The sequence below is a fragment of the Zwartia hollandica genome (assembly GCF_019923725.1).
GTDB lineage: Bacteria > Pseudomonadota > Gammaproteobacteria > Burkholderiales > Burkholderiaceae_B > Zwartia > Zwartia hollandica.
This window is the reverse complement of record NZ_JAHXRI010000007.1, coordinates 466008-482474: the sequence shown is the minus strand read 5'-3', so window position 1 is coordinate 482474 and position 16467 is coordinate 466008. Positions and strand designations below refer to the sequence as shown.

12 protein-coding genes are annotated in these 16467 nt (G+C 38.6%); 9 read left to right on the top strand and 3 right to left on the bottom strand.

Annotation, left to right across the window (positions count from 1 at the left end; all coding sequences use genetic code 11):
• Positions 1–265 precede the first annotated feature (265 nt).
• From KZZ10_RS10340 to KZZ10_RS10305, 8 genes are all read left to right on the top strand, one after another.
• Complete coding sequence (locus KZZ10_RS10340) at positions 266–655, top strand: hypothetical protein (protein ID WP_259661436.1); 390 nt, start codon at positions 266–268, stop codon at positions 653–655.
• 14 nt (positions 656–669) lie between these two features.
• Complete coding sequence (locus tag KZZ10_RS10335; protein ID WP_259661435.1) at positions 670–1632, top strand: glycosyltransferase family 2 protein; 963 nt, start codon at positions 670–672, stop codon at positions 1630–1632.
• 920 nt (positions 1633–2552) lie between these two features.
• The gene (locus KZZ10_RS10330; RefSeq protein WP_259661434.1) at positions 2553–3929 is read left to right on the top strand and encodes a glycosyltransferase; all 1377 of its coding nucleotides are present in this window, start codon (positions 2553–2555) and stop codon (positions 3927–3929) included.
• Complete coding sequence (locus KZZ10_RS10325; protein ID WP_259661433.1) at positions 3916–4827, top strand: capsular polysaccharide synthesis protein; 912 nt, start codon at positions 3916–3918, stop codon at positions 4825–4827. The genes KZZ10_RS10330 and KZZ10_RS10325 overlap by 14 nt, the downstream gene beginning before the upstream one ends.
• 432 nt (positions 4828–5259) lie before the next feature.
• The gene (locus KZZ10_RS10320; protein ID WP_259661432.1) at positions 5260–6507 is read left to right on the top strand and encodes a glycosyltransferase family protein; all 1248 of its coding nucleotides are present in this window, start codon (positions 5260–5262) and stop codon (positions 6505–6507) included.
• Positions 6508–6752: 245 nt separating this feature from the next.
• The gene (locus KZZ10_RS10315) at positions 6753–7784 is read left to right on the top strand and encodes a hypothetical protein (RefSeq protein ID WP_259661431.1); all 1032 of its coding nucleotides are present in this window, start codon (positions 6753–6755) and stop codon (positions 7782–7784) included.
• A gap of 375 nt (positions 7785–8159) precedes the next feature.
• Positions 8160–8957, top strand: coding sequence for an acyltransferase (locus tag KZZ10_RS10310; RefSeq protein WP_259661430.1), 798 nt, complete (start codon positions 8160–8162; stop codon positions 8955–8957).
• A 275-nt stretch (positions 8958–9232) separates the two neighbouring features.
• Positions 9233–11794, top strand: a complete 2562-nt coding sequence (locus tag KZZ10_RS10305; RefSeq protein ID WP_259661429.1) for a glycosyltransferase — start codon at positions 9233–9235, stop codon at positions 11792–11794.
• Positions 11795–12659: 865 nt separating this feature from the next.
• Here the strand turns inward: KZZ10_RS10305 and KZZ10_RS10300 are convergent.
• The 3 genes from KZZ10_RS10300 to KZZ10_RS10290 all read right to left on the bottom strand — a co-directional run bounded on the left by KZZ10_RS10300 (position 12660) and on the right by KZZ10_RS10290 (position 15769).
• A complete protein-coding gene (locus KZZ10_RS10300; RefSeq protein WP_259661428.1) occupies positions 12660–13529 on the bottom strand; it encodes an alginate O-acetyltransferase AlgX-related protein in 870 nt (289 codons plus the stop codon).
• 41 nt (positions 13530–13570) lie between these two features.
• Positions 13571–14500 carry a hypothetical protein gene (locus tag KZZ10_RS10295; RefSeq protein WP_259661427.1) on the bottom strand — a complete coding sequence of 310 codons (930 nt, stop codon included), beginning with the start codon at positions 14498–14500 and terminating at the stop codon, positions 13571–13573.
• Between the two features lie 157 nt (positions 14501–14657).
• Positions 14658–15769, bottom strand: a protein-coding gene (locus tag KZZ10_RS10290) for an IS3 family transposase (protein ID WP_259661511.1) whose coding sequence is annotated in 2 segments (ribosomal slippage) — positions 14658–15523 and positions 15523–15769 — 1113 coding nt in all. Because the reading frame shifts where the segments join, the coding sequence is not laid out codon by codon here.
• Positions 15770–16189: 420 nt separating this feature from the next.
• Here KZZ10_RS10290 and KZZ10_RS10285 point away from each other — a divergent pair.
• On the top strand, positions 16190–16435 hold the full coding sequence (locus KZZ10_RS10285) for a hypothetical protein (protein WP_259661426.1): 246 nt from the start codon (positions 16190–16192) through the stop codon (positions 16433–16435).
• The last annotated feature ends 32 nt before the right edge of the window (positions 16436–16467 follow it).

Sequence of the window (16467 nt, the reverse complement as noted above, 5' to 3'; positions counted from 1 at the left end):
TGCAAGAAAACTTCGCTCCTCTACGCACAGATCTGGTCTGGCCAAACTGGACCGCCCAATAACTTATGAAAAGTCACTGGTCGTTTTGGCGCAGAGTGTCTAAGGTGGTATTGATGAGACGAATCGGAAGGAATCATACGGCCGACCGCTAGGCTAGGGTAGTGTTAGCAGCGCTGCGCGGGGACAGGACCTGACGGAGTTGGCGGTACAGTTTGAAGTATACGAGAACCAAATCTCGCAATGGCGTCAGCAAGCAATGGACAATATGGCTGCAAGCTCTGGCAAAGAATGCGTTAGCGCAGTGTTCGAGATTTCTATTGCTAGAGAGGCTCTTCAGCACCACCCCGAGCGCAAAAGGCTTGCTATGTTGGTGACCCCCGGGCACGGTCAGCTCGGCAACCAAGAAAAACTTCAGCAATTTATCCGCCTAGCTCAAGATTGGGGTTGTTCGCGTAAATTAATTAGTCAAGTGCTGATTTCGGGGGTGCAAAATAGCCCGGGGCTGGCATCGCTGGCAGCAGGCCAAACCGATCGCGTTAAATTGTTTTTTGAAAAAACAGTTCAGACCGAGATGCCGGGCACAGACCTTAAATTATTATCTCGTGCCCGAGTGCGCCAACAGCGCCAGTGCCTTGGCCTTGATGCCAGCAATTGAATACAATTAGTTGAATGTCACCAATCATTCAATCTGTGGATATAAGCATCATCATTCCGGTGTTTAACAAACTGACGCTGACGCAAAATATGCTCGCGTCTCTGGTTAAAACGCTACCCCAGAACCTTTCTGTAGAGGTCATCATCGTGGATGATGCCTCTACAGATGATACTGCCTCCTGGCTCGCTACGGTTAGTAAAGCAGACCTCGCATCCCCACAGATAAAATCGTTGTTAGTCTTGAGGAATGCTCATAACTTCGGCTATGCCAAAAGTAACAACCTGGCGGCTGAGCAAGCCCAGGGCGCAATCTTGGCGTTACTCAACAACGATCTTGTGCTCGAACAAGAGTGGTTAGAGCCGATGCTCTCCATGTTTGAACGGTACCCATCAAGGCCCATTATTGTTGGTAACCTTCAATTTCAGCCATGTACCAATAAACTAGATCACGCTGGTTTTGACGTGCGCTTTGATACTGAGTCAGACCGCCCGGTTATAGAGCACCGACGCGAATCCATCTCAACTGAGCCAGAGAAAGTTTTTGCTGTCACGGGAGCTTGTTGTTTAATTAAACGCCAGACTTTCGAGACATTGGGCGGCTTCGATGAGGTGTACATAAATGGTGGCGAAGACGTCGACCTATGCATGAAAGTGACCCAAGCGGGTGGAGCTTGCTGGATCGTGCCCACAAGTCGAGTGTGGCATCACGTGAGCCAGACGCGTGGGCTTCAAGAGGACCGAGATAAAAAAAATAGTTTGCGCCTTTTTCAACTATGGCACAAACAGATATCTCAGGCGCTGGAGAAAAGCTGTGCTGAACTTCTTGCTGGTGCATGCGACGAAGACTCACTAATTAAACGTATGGCATCAGAGTTTGTCGCCGGTAAGCGCAGCCTAGCGCCAGTAGCCGTCAAAGCTATGGCGCAAAAATATGTCCGAACGGAGATCGCCCGCTTGGGAGCTACGATAGATGAGTAAGCTTGATCTGCCTTGCATTAAGTACAGCACGCGAGTTGATCTCTCTGCCCATCAGTTTGTGGTGGGGGCTTGTAAGATAAATCGGGGAATATGAATCGATAAGATTCTCACGAAGCCTTTTTGCGTAAATCCCAAGAAATTCACCTCAGTTCAGGGGGGGGGGGCATGACATCGCTGTTGTTTTAGTTGATTTCATTACGGTTTGTTCCTAACAAACTTCCAACTGTGTCGTGTGAAAATGCTGTCTAATAACTATAAAAAAATTATCGGCAAAATCCACCACTTTTCGAGCGCAGGTTGCGTTTTTAGCTTCGACAGCTTGACTTAAGTGACCGAGCTTTTTTATTGCATTCGAATTAAGCTCTTCAAAGTGTTAATTGGTTCGGGTCCATTTTTATATATCGACGTACTTTAACCAAAGTAACGAATGTGTAAATATTTTAGCCACGATAGTTCAGATTTAGTTACTTAGACGCTCGATTGTTTATTATCCCAGCCCTGATTTTAAGGAGACCTAGACAGAACTTTATACACGTGGGTCATCGTTGATTGGCATCTGGATTCGCATCCGCATTATAGAACCACTCTTGTGCCGTCGACCTTACACATTAAAAATAATTACCGAATGCATCGGAATTCCATGAAAAGCGCTATGGATGATGCACTGCACGCTGTACTGTACAAGATAAAATCCCCTTTGCCACTTGAGAAGTGGGCGCTTCATTATGGAAGAATTTGGCAGCGACTAACGGCCTGGTTGACGGGGCTGAATTTTGTATCGCGACAAGCGCTTGGGTGAAGCATGATTTTCAGGGCTTACAACCAATACCCTTGCCGATCCGTCAATAAGACTAAAGACTCCTCTCTAGAAAATATTAGACGTAAGACTAACTGTTAGCAGTAGCAATTGAGGTAATCTTATGAATGAACTAAAAACTAAAGAAATTACAATCGTTATACCAACTATTGGTAGGGACATCCTCTATAACGCAGTAGAGTCAGCGCAAGCACAGAGAGGCAGCATTGTAAAAGAGATAATTATTGTACTTGACGCAAAATATAAAGATGTAAAGCTTAGTTTACCGCCACAAAATAAATCCATTCCTTATCGTGTCTTAATTAACGATATTGGCGGAGTTGGTGCGAATCTCAACTTTGCAATAAGTTCTTCAACTACTAAATTAATTTCTTGGTTGTCAGATGACGATATCTACTCCGAAATTAAATTATTAAGGCAGTATAATTTTTTGCAAAAAAAACATTGTACTGATGAAGAGCTAGATAAATTATTTCTCATAAGTAGTTTTGAGCTATTTAATCTTGAAACGCAGACAAGAGAAATACACGATATAAATTGGCTTGCAGAGTTCAATAGTAAATTTCTAGCAGAGTACTGCTTGAGCAAAGGGTTAATATCCGGGTGCACAGCTCTTTTTAGTAAGAAACTCTGGCATGATGTCGGTGGTTTTCCTCAGGAGTTTAGAACTACACAAGATTATGTATTTTGGACAAGATTAATAGGCCGGAAACCTCGTTTTTTTGTCGATTCGTTTGCCGGTATGACCTCCACCGTCCATCCACAGATGGAGTCAAAAACCTTATCAGAAATTCACGAGTTCGAAAAAAACACTTTGCAGGACTATATATTCTCAATTATTACTAGCGCAAAACAACTTACTAATTTATCAATTGCCGAGCAGCGTGAAGTATTTTATTTTCCTCCTAGTAATACTGGTCTGTATACTCCTTTTTCTTCTCATGAAAACTATAATCTAACACGACTTTGCGAGCATGAGCTCAACTTGCTTAAATATTGTTTGATCATCAATTCAAATGATCAAAAACTGAATAGTACTGATGCAGCAATGATCTGCCATCAAGTTGCTGTTGTGCTCAAAGAGGGAATTGAGAAAACAGCGAAATTTATCAACGAGATCCCCGACCCTGAATTAGGTTGGTTTCTAGATGGGTATAGCTACAGCACGGAGGGAATAGAAAAAATATGTGGCTTTCCATTTACATACAGCATCAAATTCGAGCAGTCAATTGACGATACCGTTAATTTTGCAATAAAAAGATACCGATATTTGATCATCGTAGACAGTGACTCGCTTTTGATTAATAACAATTTAAATTATTTCTTAGAGGACTTGCGAAAATTTGATCAATCAGATTCCGTTCAAGATGCACTTAAAACTAGCCATAGTTCAGTTATAAAATTAAACGATTTAGGTTATCAGTTTATTGCTCGCAATCCCTTTCTAGACTCCGAGATGACGTTAAATGCTACCGATTGAGATACCATTAGTTGCCCACTGCTTTTGGTATGGTCCTTATGGATTACCTTATTTAAGGTATTTAAGTATTGCATCTTTTGCCATACACAACCCTAATATACATTTAAATATTTATACAGCTAATGACTTACTCACCGGACGCGCATTCAATACGCACGAACAAAGTGTTGTACATATAACAAAGGATTTCTTTAGTGAAATTGAAGCCCTACATAATGTAACTATAAAAAAAGTTCCAGATGAGTTTATGTCTATCATTCCGTTCAAGATGCACACTGCCGTACATGTTTCAGATATTCTTCGTGTGTGGTTACTTTCAACCGTTGGTGGTTATTGGATGGATAGCGATATAATATTCACGAGCTCACTAGATAATTCTTTTCTTTCATTGCCAGAAAATAATAATGTAAACACAATAATCGCACAAACAAGCTTTGGTTCAATCTGTCCGTACCAATCGCATCGTATCGGTTTCCTTGCCGCATCAAAAAATAATAATTTTTTCAATGAAATTTTACAAAAAATATTGATGGTTGATCAAAGCTCTGATTATCAAGCGTATGGATCCATGTTGTATAACGCGACTTACCCTGAATTCCACAAAATATATGACCAGCATCCCCAGATAAAAATTCTCAACTTGCCGAATCATGCACTCTATTCGCTTCACTTGACTGAGCTTCTATCTGACAGGATCTCCACGAAAAATTTTATTAATAACTGTCATGTTCTAGGGTGTCATTGGTATGGCGGGGGAGATCAGCTTACTAAGCTTGTTGAAGCTCTAAACTGTGCAGATGATGTTGAGCACCTTCTTGAGGATCTTTGTGTAAAAGAGCCTAATTTTTTGTTGGAGCTATTTAACTATGCTCGTAAATTGAAGTCAGTAATCTTTTGAACTTTTTTGACCATTAAACTTTTGATCATAGTGAGACTTCAGAAAATTGAAATTTCACTGGAACGACAACCGATAGATAACACGGTACTTATTGCGAATTTCAGTGAACTTGCCCCTAAAACTTGGGGTAGTCAAAGCTATAGAAATGTCGTTTGTTATCAATTTAGCCAATAGTCAAAGCGTTGAAAAGTGAAAGCGATGAAATGATCGAAATTTACCGAAGCGCAAGTTGCCTACGCTCTTCGCCAGGCGGGGTACGGGACCGCGGTTGAAGATATTTGCCGCAGCATGGGTATCTGACAGGTGACCTTCTACAATTAGAAAAGAAGTATGGAAAGCCTGGCGCTACCGAAGTTCGACGGCTAGGGCAGTCGCGAGAGGAGAATCTCAGACTTAAACGATTAGTTGACGATCTGATCTTATAACTAAGCAATGAAAAAAATATTATTCATTTCCGAATTTGATTTAAATGCTCAATCGAGCGGATGTTTGCATTTTTTCGACATTTATACGAATGCAAAACTTTTTGCTGATTGTACATTTCTTAAAGTAAGTAACATTTATCGGCACACAAACGCATTTATAGATGGTGAAAAAGTCTCTGTACCCAAGGGACGCCCTTTACAATGCATTCAAGAAAATTATATATATTATAATTTTACAACGAGCACATACTACGATCATGAGTATAACTACCCGACCGATTTAGAGAGGTCTATAATAATCAATCAAATAAAATTTATTTCTTCTGTTGATTCGAAAATTATTCAAAAATGGATATTAGAAAAAGGTTACGAGAAAGTGGTGATTTTTGCACATGAGCCATATTCAATATTTCTCGCTAACTCATTAATATCTAAAGGTTTGACATTAGTACCAATAGTTATGGATTTGCCAGAAATGCGGGTATCTTTACTCAATATTTCAAAACAAACTACCAAAATAATTAATGATTCATTCATGGATTTAATCAAAAATGCACATGCGGTACTTTGCGCATCAGACAGTGGAATCGAAATTCTTAGTATTTTTACGAATAAGAGTAAATTATTCACTGCGTATTCAACATTTCGTAGAAAATTTAATCAAAGGCTAGCAAAAAAAATAGATATAAAAGCGAGAGTAAAAATAGCCCTAGCAGGACAAGTGTATGCCAAGGATTCATTACATAAATTTTTATATGAAATAAATGAGTATACAAAAAGCAGTGAGTTAAATATACAATTTGATCTATACGGCGATAGCAAGGCACAACAAACTTTCCTAGCAATACTTAAACCTATTAATATAGATAAAAAATTAAAAATTGGAATTTTTGATTATTTGCCACATAATGAATTGCAGAAAAGATTTGAAGAAAATTACCATATTGGGTATGTTCCATATCCAACAGATGCATCTCTTGTTAATACGGTAAAATACAGTTTTCCTAGTAAATTTGTCAGCTATATTGAAGCCGGTTTAATTCCGATATATCATGGGCCTCGAAATTCCTCTGTATATCGCTTACTTGATCAGTTTGATCTCACGGGTTTAGCTATTGTTTCAGATGAAAGCACATCGAGTTTTGCAAATCTAGTTAATTTCATTCAAAATATGCCTTCTGAATCATACATTGAAATGTCAAAAAAATTTAATCAGGAAAATTTATCAGTAAGTCTAAAAGCAGCCTTTCAATAGATCAGATTTTTTCAACTTAATATCGGCTATAACTAATATTTTAAAAATCAAATTTAAGTTAGCATTATTTAACAGACTAATTGTATATATTAAATGAATTTTTTTAAATCCAGTGTAGATGTAGTTCTGTGCCTTGTTGATTGCGACGCAGGTAGTATTTAAACAATATGATGGAATTTATCTCGCCTAATAAGTCGCCTTAAATTTTAGTGTTAGACACAACTTAATTAAATGAAATTAACACGATGAAATCAAAAATTTTATATTTGCATATTGGTACTGAAAAAACTGGAACAAAATCAATCCAAAATTTTCTATCAACTAATGCTGAATTACTACAAGAGGATGGTTTTTATGTGGCAGATTTTTTGGGGGAGGCTCATAGAAAAGTTACTGGAATTGCATTCAATCATTACAGTAAGGATGATTTATTTATTACCGAGTGCCAAGACTCTGAAAGCACTCAAGAGAAAGTTGAATATATTGAGAAAGTACGCGCTGAGTTTTCTAACCATGCAATCAGTACGACATATCCCAAGTGGATAATTTCAAGCGAATTTTTGCAAGCAAGGCTTCAAACAAAGGAAGAAGTTGAACGGCTAAGAACTTTTCTATCGGCATTTTTTAATAAAATTTATGTCGTCCTCTATATTAGAAATCAGGCTGATGCAGCATGCTCTCTTTGGTCTACAGCTGTGTCCTCTGGGCTTGCATGGACTCTTTTCCCTGAGCCTAGCGAGGTTTCGTACGCCTTTGATCATAGGCGAACAATTCAGCTGTGGTCATCAATTTTTTCCGAAGATGTTTGCGTGAGATTATTCGATAGCGATCAGTTTGTTGGAGGAGCATTGATAAATGATTTTTGTTATGCCACATCTATAAATTTAAACGACAAGTATGCTATTCCACCAAGACAAAATGAATCACTTCCTTACTTGGGAATCAAAACGCTTGCTTATATAAATAAAAATATTCCGTATTTTATAGATGGAAAAATAAACCCTTTGCGACATAAATTAATAGAACAAGTATCTGAATACTTTCGTAAAATCGATCCTTCTCCCACCATTATTGAAAATTCAATTAGAAAAAAATACTACGATTTTTATAATAAGTCCAACGAGTGGGTAAAGGAAAATTACTTTAAAGATAAAACTCAGCTATTTAATTATTTTCCTGTATGTGCGGCTGATTTAAATAATTTCTATTCATCCGAACGGCTTTATCAAATATACTCGGACCTTATATCGTTAATCTATAAACGAGATAGCGCTTAAGTTTTCTTTACATCCCCAAACCAGATTTCTGTTCGATTGGCCGATAGCTCAGCGTCGGCTATTGTTATGGATAGGTTGAAAGTTTTGTTGGCGCATTACAATCAAAAACACTCTCACAGTGGATTGAAATAGCTTTCGCCAAGGAAGCGTCGGGAAAGACAGGCAATTAACTAGCTGAGAAACGTGGCCCGGTAATACGAGGGTAAATCTGTTAACAATGAGAGCGGTAAGGCGCGCATTCGAGACTGTTGGTTTGTAATGATCACGCTTTACCTCAAAAATACATAACGCAAATTGATCGAGGGCGAGCTAGTTGAAGTTGCGATCAACACAACCTGAATTATAAAAAAAATTCAAACAAATGGTAATAGAAAAATGAATGATGATCAGCTTGAAATGTTACAAAACATACAATATCGTTTCAATATCGCATGCGGTAGAACTCAACAATCAGATATAATAGTGAATGAACTAAATATAATCGATTCAATAAAACGAACCATTTCAGGAACGACACTTCTTGAGCGATTAGATGGGTATGAAATACTTACTGAAATCGATAATTTGCCGGATTGGTTTAATGAAAATAATAATAAAGTTTTCCTACCTAAAGCCATAAGTAAAAAAAATATCCCCAGTATCAATCTGCATCCAGGTGTGCCTCCTGCGCGAGACTCAATCCTTTATTTGAATGGTGCGACAAACTATAATATTGTGCTTTGGAATTCTGGTAATTTTCTATACATCTCGCCTAGATCTTCGCTTCCAAGTGCGACCATAGCGGTTGGGTCTGGATTGGTGTATGTTGGCGACGGCGTTACATCTGCTGGTCAAACCATTATAAATGTAAGGAACTCCGGATCGGTTATTCTCAATGACGATATATTAATATCAAACGGGTGTAAGATAATGAGTGATGATTGTCATAGCATAATAGATATTCAAACTCGAAAACGCATTAATCCATTCGGAGGAGCTGTTACGATTCAAAAGCATGTTTGGATGGGGAGTCAATCGACTATTATGGGTAATTCAATAATCGCTCACGATAATATAATAGGTGAAAGAGCATTTGTAAGAAATATATATTCACAAGAAAATAGTATTATAGCGGGCGTGCCTGCCAAGGTGGTACGAACAGGTGTGACCTGGAATCGCGCGGACATCAAATAGAATTAGCCTCAAATATGAACATAGATGCAATAAATCACTTCAGTAATGAAATTGGGAAATTCATAATTTTGTATATTGGTTGATGTTGAAGTTGACCTTGTCCCAAAAAACTTGAGGTATTGTTAATTAGGCTGCTACTTCTAGGGGAGAGTTACCGGCATTCGGTGGGTTCTTTTCTATCTGAGTTTTGGCTAAACTCCTACTATGACCAGTCTTACGATTTTCAGTCCAAGTGAGGTTGCAGCAGAGGGCTCCCGTGAGAGCAAGTGGGATTGATGAAAAAAGCACATTTTACCGCCGAAAAAAACGTTCGCATATTACTAGAAGCTGATCAGGACCCAATTGCAGCGGTAGCCAAGCGTAATGGTGTGAGTGAATTTTCAAGAAAATATTTGAAGCACAATATGACGAATCGAAGTGGAAGGTTATGTTTACATAATGCAAATATGGCATACAGGAGCGGTGACTATACAGAGGCCCTGAGGCTTTATGTTGAATATTTAGATCTATCCACTTATTTAAATAAAAGCATATTGATCAATATCAAATTAACAATTAAAAAATTAAAATCAAGTAAAATAAAAAATGTTTGTCATGCAGAAAGCCATATTTCAGCATTGGATTATTTTTATAATCATTTAAAAGAAAGTGTTAAAAATGAATTTGATGTAGATTATTATCTTAAAAATAATAGTGATGTAAAACAATCAGGCGTTGACCCCCTGGATCATTACTGCAATCATGGTTGGTGTGAGAGCAGGAATCCAAATGGAGAGTTTGATACCGCCTGGTATTTAGATACAAATTCAGATGTAAAAAAAATTAGTATCAATCCGTTTTATCACTGGATTAAATTCGGAAAAACAGAAGGTAGGTTAGGTAAACCAATAAATCAACTGGTGTTGCATGCGCGAGCAAAAAAAAATCTTCATAGAGTTAAAAATAATATTGATGTAAATATAAATTTAATAAACAAAGTCGATATAATAATTCCCGTTTACAATGCGTTTGAAGACTTGGTAGAGTGTTTGACGCGTTTTGATTTGCATACTCCTGAATATTCAAAATTAATTATAATCAATGATGGATCAACAGATTTTAGAGTCAGTAAATATTTAAGCGAGTATGCGAAAAATAATGAATCTTCAGTCTACATTAATAATTTCGATAATCTAGGCTTTATAAAAACCGTTAACCAAGGAATGGAATTATCTAATAATGATATAGTGGTATTGAACACTGATGCATTTGTACCTAATAATTGGTTAAAGAGGTTAATGGCCCCTATTTATAACGATAGAGATATCGCGTCTGTAACACCTATGAGTAATAATGGCGAGTTATCAAATATCCCATTGATGTGTGTTCCGGTAAGCCTGCAGAAAGGTACTGCAGATTACATTGATGAAATTGCGGCTCAGTTTGACCCTATAGAAAATACTATGCTTGTACCCACTGGAACCGGGTTTTGCATGGCGTTTGCAAGACGTTGGTTAAATAAAGTGCCTAAATTTGATCTTATATTTGGAAGAGGATACGGTGAAGAGGTTGACTGGTGCCAAAAAATAATCAAGTTGAAAGGAAAAAATGTTCTGACAGGTGCATTATTTGTTGAGCATCGCGGGGGTGCGTCGTTCGGAAGCGAAAAACAAAGTAGGATTTTTGAAAATTCTAAAATTATTTTGAATAGATATCCTAAATATGATCTAGACGTGCAGGCAACATTAAAAGCGGATTCACTTTTCGGGATTCGTGTTTCATTATATTTCGCAAGATTGGTTAAAGAGCAAAGTAACGTTAATATATATCTTGCCCACACTTTAGGTGGAGGGGCTGATATTTGGCTTAGTAATCAAATTAAAAACCTAACAAATTCAAATCAATCTGCAGTTGTAGTTAGGCAATCAAGTGATAGTTCTCATGTCAATCTTGAACTGTATGGTGATCACGGCGTAACGATCGGAAGTATTCTAATAGATGAGATTTATGACTATTTTAGCCTTCTACGCAATAAAAGAATTATTTATTCATGCCTTGTGGGAGCCTATGACCGTTTTGCAATAATTGACGGACTACTCAAATCTATAGTTCATAAAAATGAAAAATTTGAGATGTTGATTCACGATTACTATATCATTTGCAAATCATATACACTTTGTGATACCAATGGAAGGTTTTGCAGCATTCCAAACATAAAATCTTGTGAAAAGTGTTACGAAGGGTTGAGCCCTTCTTTCGATGGTCTATATGAAACATCAGTCACTAGCTGGAGAGCTGAATGGAAAAAAAGGATTGATCAGGCAGACTGTATTACTGTTTTCTCAGACTCAAGTCGTAGCATTTTATTAAAAGTTTGGCCTGATTTAAAAGAAAAAATATCGATCAAGCCCCACGAGGTTGTGATCTTGCCGCGAAAGATTGAGTTCCAAAATAATGATCTGCCGACCATCGGTATTCTGGGAAATATTGGATATCATAAAGGTGCTGGTGTTTTACAAAACATAGCTAAAATTTCAAATGGAAGAGTAAAAATAATTGTTTTAGGGGAGCTTGACCCAAAGTTTTCAAATGAGAATATATTAGTGCATGGAAAATATGCGATCGAAGAGGTTTCAGACTTAGCAAAAAAATACAAAATTGACAGATGGTTTCATCCTTCGATAATTCCTGAGACCTTCTCCTTTACGGTTAGAGAATGTTTTGCTACTGGACTGCCTGTGTTTGCATTTAATATAGGTGGACAAGCAGAATTTTTAACAAATTATTCGAGCGGTAGATTAATAGAAATAAATTCAACTGATGAAGAAATTATCAATTGTTTATTGACCATTGCTTAAATAAATCAAGTTTAGTACTTAGTGTAGATTGATATTTTCCGATCATACCAAAAATCGGGTATTTAATTTTTTGAAGAATATTATGTGAGTTGTATCTTTGCCAAGAGTTCTCCATGGGAACTCTTGCACTTCGTATTATGTGAAGCTCTAGTTATAGTGTTTATAATACTGGCAGTAAGCGATATGGGCGAGCTCAAAAAAATGGAAGCGCAGCACTATCGCTGAGGTGCTGTGTTGCGATTAAAAACAAATATATAAGTCTTTAATTGTAAAGAGCGAACTTTGATTCAATTGAATCTTGAGCAAGGACCTACCATTCGGACAGCGGCTGGAAGCTTGGATCGATGGCCCAGCTCCGTGAGTTGAGAGCTGGCGCGTTGCGTATGGTGTATTCCAAAATCCCTGCGCTTTGGTGCTGGTCGACTCGCTTCCGCGGTCGGCACGCTCCTTGAACACACAAGTTTGTTTGCGACCTTGACTAAGTTCGTGGGTGTCTTTGCATGAGAAGTTCTCTGAACGTACGGGTCTGAGTGTGCGTTGCAGACCAACACAGCCCTTGGCAGTGAGTCATCAACGAGATGACTAACGGATTACTAAGACAGTATTCACTCAAAGGAATCGGCCTATCCGTGTTTAACTAAGTTGAACTAGATACTGTTGCTTGAGCATTAAATACCAAGCCTCGTAGAAGTCTCGGTTTTAAATGCCCTAGGCCGCTATTTTTACCTGATACATTTAATGCTGACGGTTATTATCGACGGTTGTTTGTAAGCCATACTTGAAGCTGCACAGGTAATCGGGTAATTCTCCCCTTTTTAGTTGGAGAAGGTCAATAGGCCCAAAATTTCTATCAGATTAGGGGCAGTCAAGTTTTGCTTTTTTCTATATCCCTATATGATTGACTGGTGAAATCACATGGCAATCTCATCATAAATCGCTCAACAGTGCAGTTTAGAACTAAATCTGGCCTCTCGTCCTCTATAACTTCATAGTCCACCCAAGGGTGCCATAGATAGACGACACGTGAAAAGCTCTCGGCAAAAAGACTCGTTAAATTAGTAAAAAAAGAGTCTCTGAACACTACAGCTGTCGGTAAACTTCGATTTGAGTTCTCCCAGATTTCAATCGATCCCATATTTTGCAATTCATTTTTTTTTACGAGGCGGGACTTTGGTTCTTTTGGCCGAATTCCTAAGATCGGTTCAGTGTAACTCTGGGAAATCTTAGATCCAAGATCAAACCGAAGCTCCTGCTTACTATATTGCATAAGCTGTGTTTGAGCGAGGGGATTAAAGACGGTGCCCAACAATGCACGTTTTATATATTCATACGCAAACCCGTCATTCCAATGTGTTTCTCCTTTAGGATAAAAACCATGTGATGGATCAACTTGTGGGAAATCGTCTCGATTTGAATTGTAATATATGTATTTAGAATAATGTTTAACCTCTGATAAGATTTGTGTGATCGGCCTTAGACTGGAAAATTTAATATTATCTGGCAATAAATCGTAATAAATTGATTCTTTATTAGGTGGAACTATAAATCTATAGTCGATACCCATTTCTCTAAATAATAAAATCCTCGACTTGATTAAACTTATCCACATTATAAGTTGACGGCGATCAAACAGCAACTTACCTTCGGTTTGTTTAATCACATTATTATTGTCACCGTCAAGGAATAAAAAGTCATTCCGCCCAGTTATCGCTCGGATCGAAATTGAATTTTTCATGGATATAATCGTCTTTTTAGATGTTGATTATTTGGATAAAATCAATCAGAAACATCAACTTTGGGCCAAGGCTCAGAAAAAAATGTGGTACCGCAAAAAAAACCGTAGTTGGTAGCAATCCAATTATAAGAATCAATGTGTTCGGTAAGAATTTTTATTTTCAACTCGTTAGAAAAGTCAAATTTCTTTTCATTCTTGTTATCTTCTGATTGACTTAAAAGATACGAACGTAGCATTTTTTTTCTGTCCACTGATAAGTTTGTTCTGTTTATATAATCTATCGCAAAAAGCGTTCTTTCAGGAATACTTTCATTTAATCTATGAGCGGCACTAAAATCTATTGATTGCGGTATCTTTGCAATTTCATGAAAGTCTTCAAATAAGCTTTTCTCACGAAACTTCGGTTCATAAGGTATACAAAATACATTACTCTCGCCAAACTCCTTCGCCCATCGGGATACTAACCATCTGTAGTTTATGTATGCTACTTGTTTTGCAATGTTAGGCGTGGAGAGATATTGTAGGTAGCCGTTAATACCGCGAGGCCAACTTGGGTTATAGCTTGTCTTTACTGCCTGGTTATACAAGGATCTCAACCAATGATCATGGCGTCGTAAATACAGTACTATTTTGACATCAAAATCACAAAAAAAACGTTTTACTGCTTTTGGATCTCCAGGCAAAACAAACGATTCACTACTTACAATGACGGTGTGTGGTGTGTGCAAATTCACCTCTTTGTTAAATTGAGTGTGTATCTCTGCAAGATTTATGTCCGCCAATGTTTTTAATTCTGGGTCACTGGTAAATCCAAGTTTCGCGGAAATACCAAGGTGGCTATCGCCAATACAGCCTACTCGTGGGTATAGAAAACCCTCTTCTAAGAGCTTTAAATAATTTGAGTTTAAAAAAAACTGTAGCGCAGTCGATCCTGTTTTATTTGCACCAATATGTAAAAATAATTTTCTCATTTTTATCTTTCGTTATTAGGTTATAGACTAAAAAATTTCAAATGTTAACTGTATAAATTTCTGAAAATTAGCGAAACAACAATAACCTGTGATTTTACATTTTAATTTGTGTTGAAGCGCTTGAACTACTGACCTGTCTGGTTTTATCGGACCATTTTCATTTAGAAACGAAGGCTCCGGTTGTTGAACTGCTGTTCCATCCAGACACATATTCAAGCGGCGTTTGATAATCCAAACTTGAATGCGGTCTGATCGTATTGTAATGTTCCCGCCACTGCTCGATTAAAACCTTCGCATGCTTTCGGCTATGAAACCAGTTCATTGCTAAACATTCGTCTCTAAACTTGCCGTTAAAACTTTCGTTCGTACCATTTTGCCAAGGCTTGCCTGGCTCAATCAGCATATTCGTCATGCCATTTGTACTGGCCCACTCCAGCAGCACCGTACTCACAAACTCCGGGCCATTATCGCTTCGTAGATAGGTCGGATATCCGCGTTCTGCTGCAACAGCCTGCAGTACCTCGACAACCCTTTTACCTCGGATCGAACCTGCAACATCAATGAATAAACTTTCCTTCGTAAACTCGTCGATCATCGTCAGACATTTCAATTTCTGCCCGTTTGCACAAGCATCAAAGACAAAGTCATAGCTCCACACTTCATTCGGTCGGCTAGATGCGCCGATTTGCGTACGTTCAGGGCGATAACGCTTCTTTGGCTTCTTTGCTGGCACCTGAAGCCCGTGCTTTGCCCAAATCCTAGCAGTACGATCTCGTCCGAGCGCTATGCCATCACGCCGTAAAAAGATTCTCACCCGTCTAGCCCCAAACCGAGGGTACTTGCCAGAATAGTGACGCATGGCCTGAACAATCGGTGCATCCTTGATCGGCATCTTGCACGCATAGGTCAAACCAGATCTTGCAACTTGAAGCAGCGCACAGGCCCGTCTTTGGCTGACTCCGCGCTCGATGGCATAACGAGCCTGAGCCAATCGAGCCTGCACGCTCACCACTTTTTTGCAGTGATCTCCTTCATGACCTCGATCTCCAGATCCCGTTCAGCCAAAATCTTCTTTAGCCGGCTGTTCTCCTGCTCCAAGTTGCGCAGCCGTTTAACGTCGTCCGTACGCATATCACCAAATCGCTTGCTCCAGACATAAATTGAGGCCTCACTGACGCCATGCCGCTTGGCGACAGCTGGAATTGGATCTCGATCAGCTTCCTGCAATATGCGAACTATCTGCTCGTCTGTAAATCGTGCTTTCCTCATCATGGCTCCTCGACGTCAAGGACTCATTGTCTCTAATTTTGCTTGGTCTGAAAATCCCGAGGCAGGTCAAGAGCACTACTCTTCGTCTGCAGGGTGTTTTTTGAACCTAGGCTTGGTTAAGCTTGTGAATGATTACTGTTGTTGTCGATTTGACGCCATCTACCTTCAGGAGGACTTGATGTGGTAGCACCGATTGACTCATTTTTCCTCATTGCTAATACAGCTCTTCGCAACGAAAACGTCGACGATGCGATTAGGCACTATCAATTATCTCTAGCCACCACGAAAGGACCACTAGTTAAATGTATTCGGTTTAACTTAGAATTCGCCTTGAGGAGGAAAAGACTAAAGAATGATATCAAAGAAAAAAAATTCGTCGATAGAGTATTTAAAACTAGGTATTAATTTGATAGAAAAAAAATGGATTTAATTGGTCCTAGTTTTGATCCAATCTATTATCTTAAAAATATTAGAGATGTCGCAGATGCGGGAGAGGGGCCTGCTGAGCATTTCTGTCGTGCTGGCTGGAGAGAAGGTAGCGATCCTAATCCTGAATTTTCCACCCAAGAATACTTGAGGTCGAACACCGATGTGTTAGGTTCAAACGTAAATCCATTTTTACATTTTATTTTAACGAAAAATCAGAGCGACGAACGTGACGGCTAAGCTTTCCGCAAGCGAAACGTAGTTTGAAGTGC

Coding starts and splice junctions, on each gene's coding strand:
- KZZ10_RS10340 (WP_259661436.1), top strand. CDS start 266: ATGGCTGCAAGCTCTGGCAAAGAATGCGTTAGCGCAGTGTTCGAGATT.
- KZZ10_RS10335 (WP_259661435.1), top strand. CDS start 670: ATGTCACCAATCATTCAATCTGTGGATATAAGCATCATCATTCCGGTG.
- KZZ10_RS10330 (WP_259661434.1), top strand. CDS start 2,553: ATGAATGAACTAAAAACTAAAGAAATTACAATCGTTATACCAACTATT.
- KZZ10_RS10325 (WP_259661433.1), top strand. CDS start 3,916: ATGCTACCGATTGAGATACCATTAGTTGCCCACTGCTTTTGGTATGGT.
- KZZ10_RS10320 (WP_259661432.1), top strand. CDS start 5,260: ATGAAAAAAATATTATTCATTTCCGAATTTGATTTAAATGCTCAATCG.
- KZZ10_RS10315 (WP_259661431.1), top strand. CDS start 6,753: ATGAAATCAAAAATTTTATATTTGCATATTGGTACTGAAAAAACTGGA.
- KZZ10_RS10310 (WP_259661430.1), top strand. CDS start 8,160: ATGAATGATGATCAGCTTGAAATGTTACAAAACATACAATATCGTTTC.
- KZZ10_RS10305 (WP_259661429.1), top strand. CDS start 9,233: ATGAAAAAAGCACATTTTACCGCCGAAAAAAACGTTCGCATATTACTA.
- KZZ10_RS10300 (WP_259661428.1), bottom strand. CDS start 13,529: ATGAAAAATTCAATTTCGATCCGAGCGATAACTGGGCGGAATGACTTT.
- KZZ10_RS10295 (WP_259661427.1), bottom strand. CDS start 14,500: ATGAGAAAATTATTTTTACATATTGGTGCAAATAAAACAGGATCGACT.
- KZZ10_RS10285 (WP_259661426.1), top strand. CDS start 16,190: ATGGATTTAATTGGTCCTAGTTTTGATCCAATCTATTATCTTAAAAAT.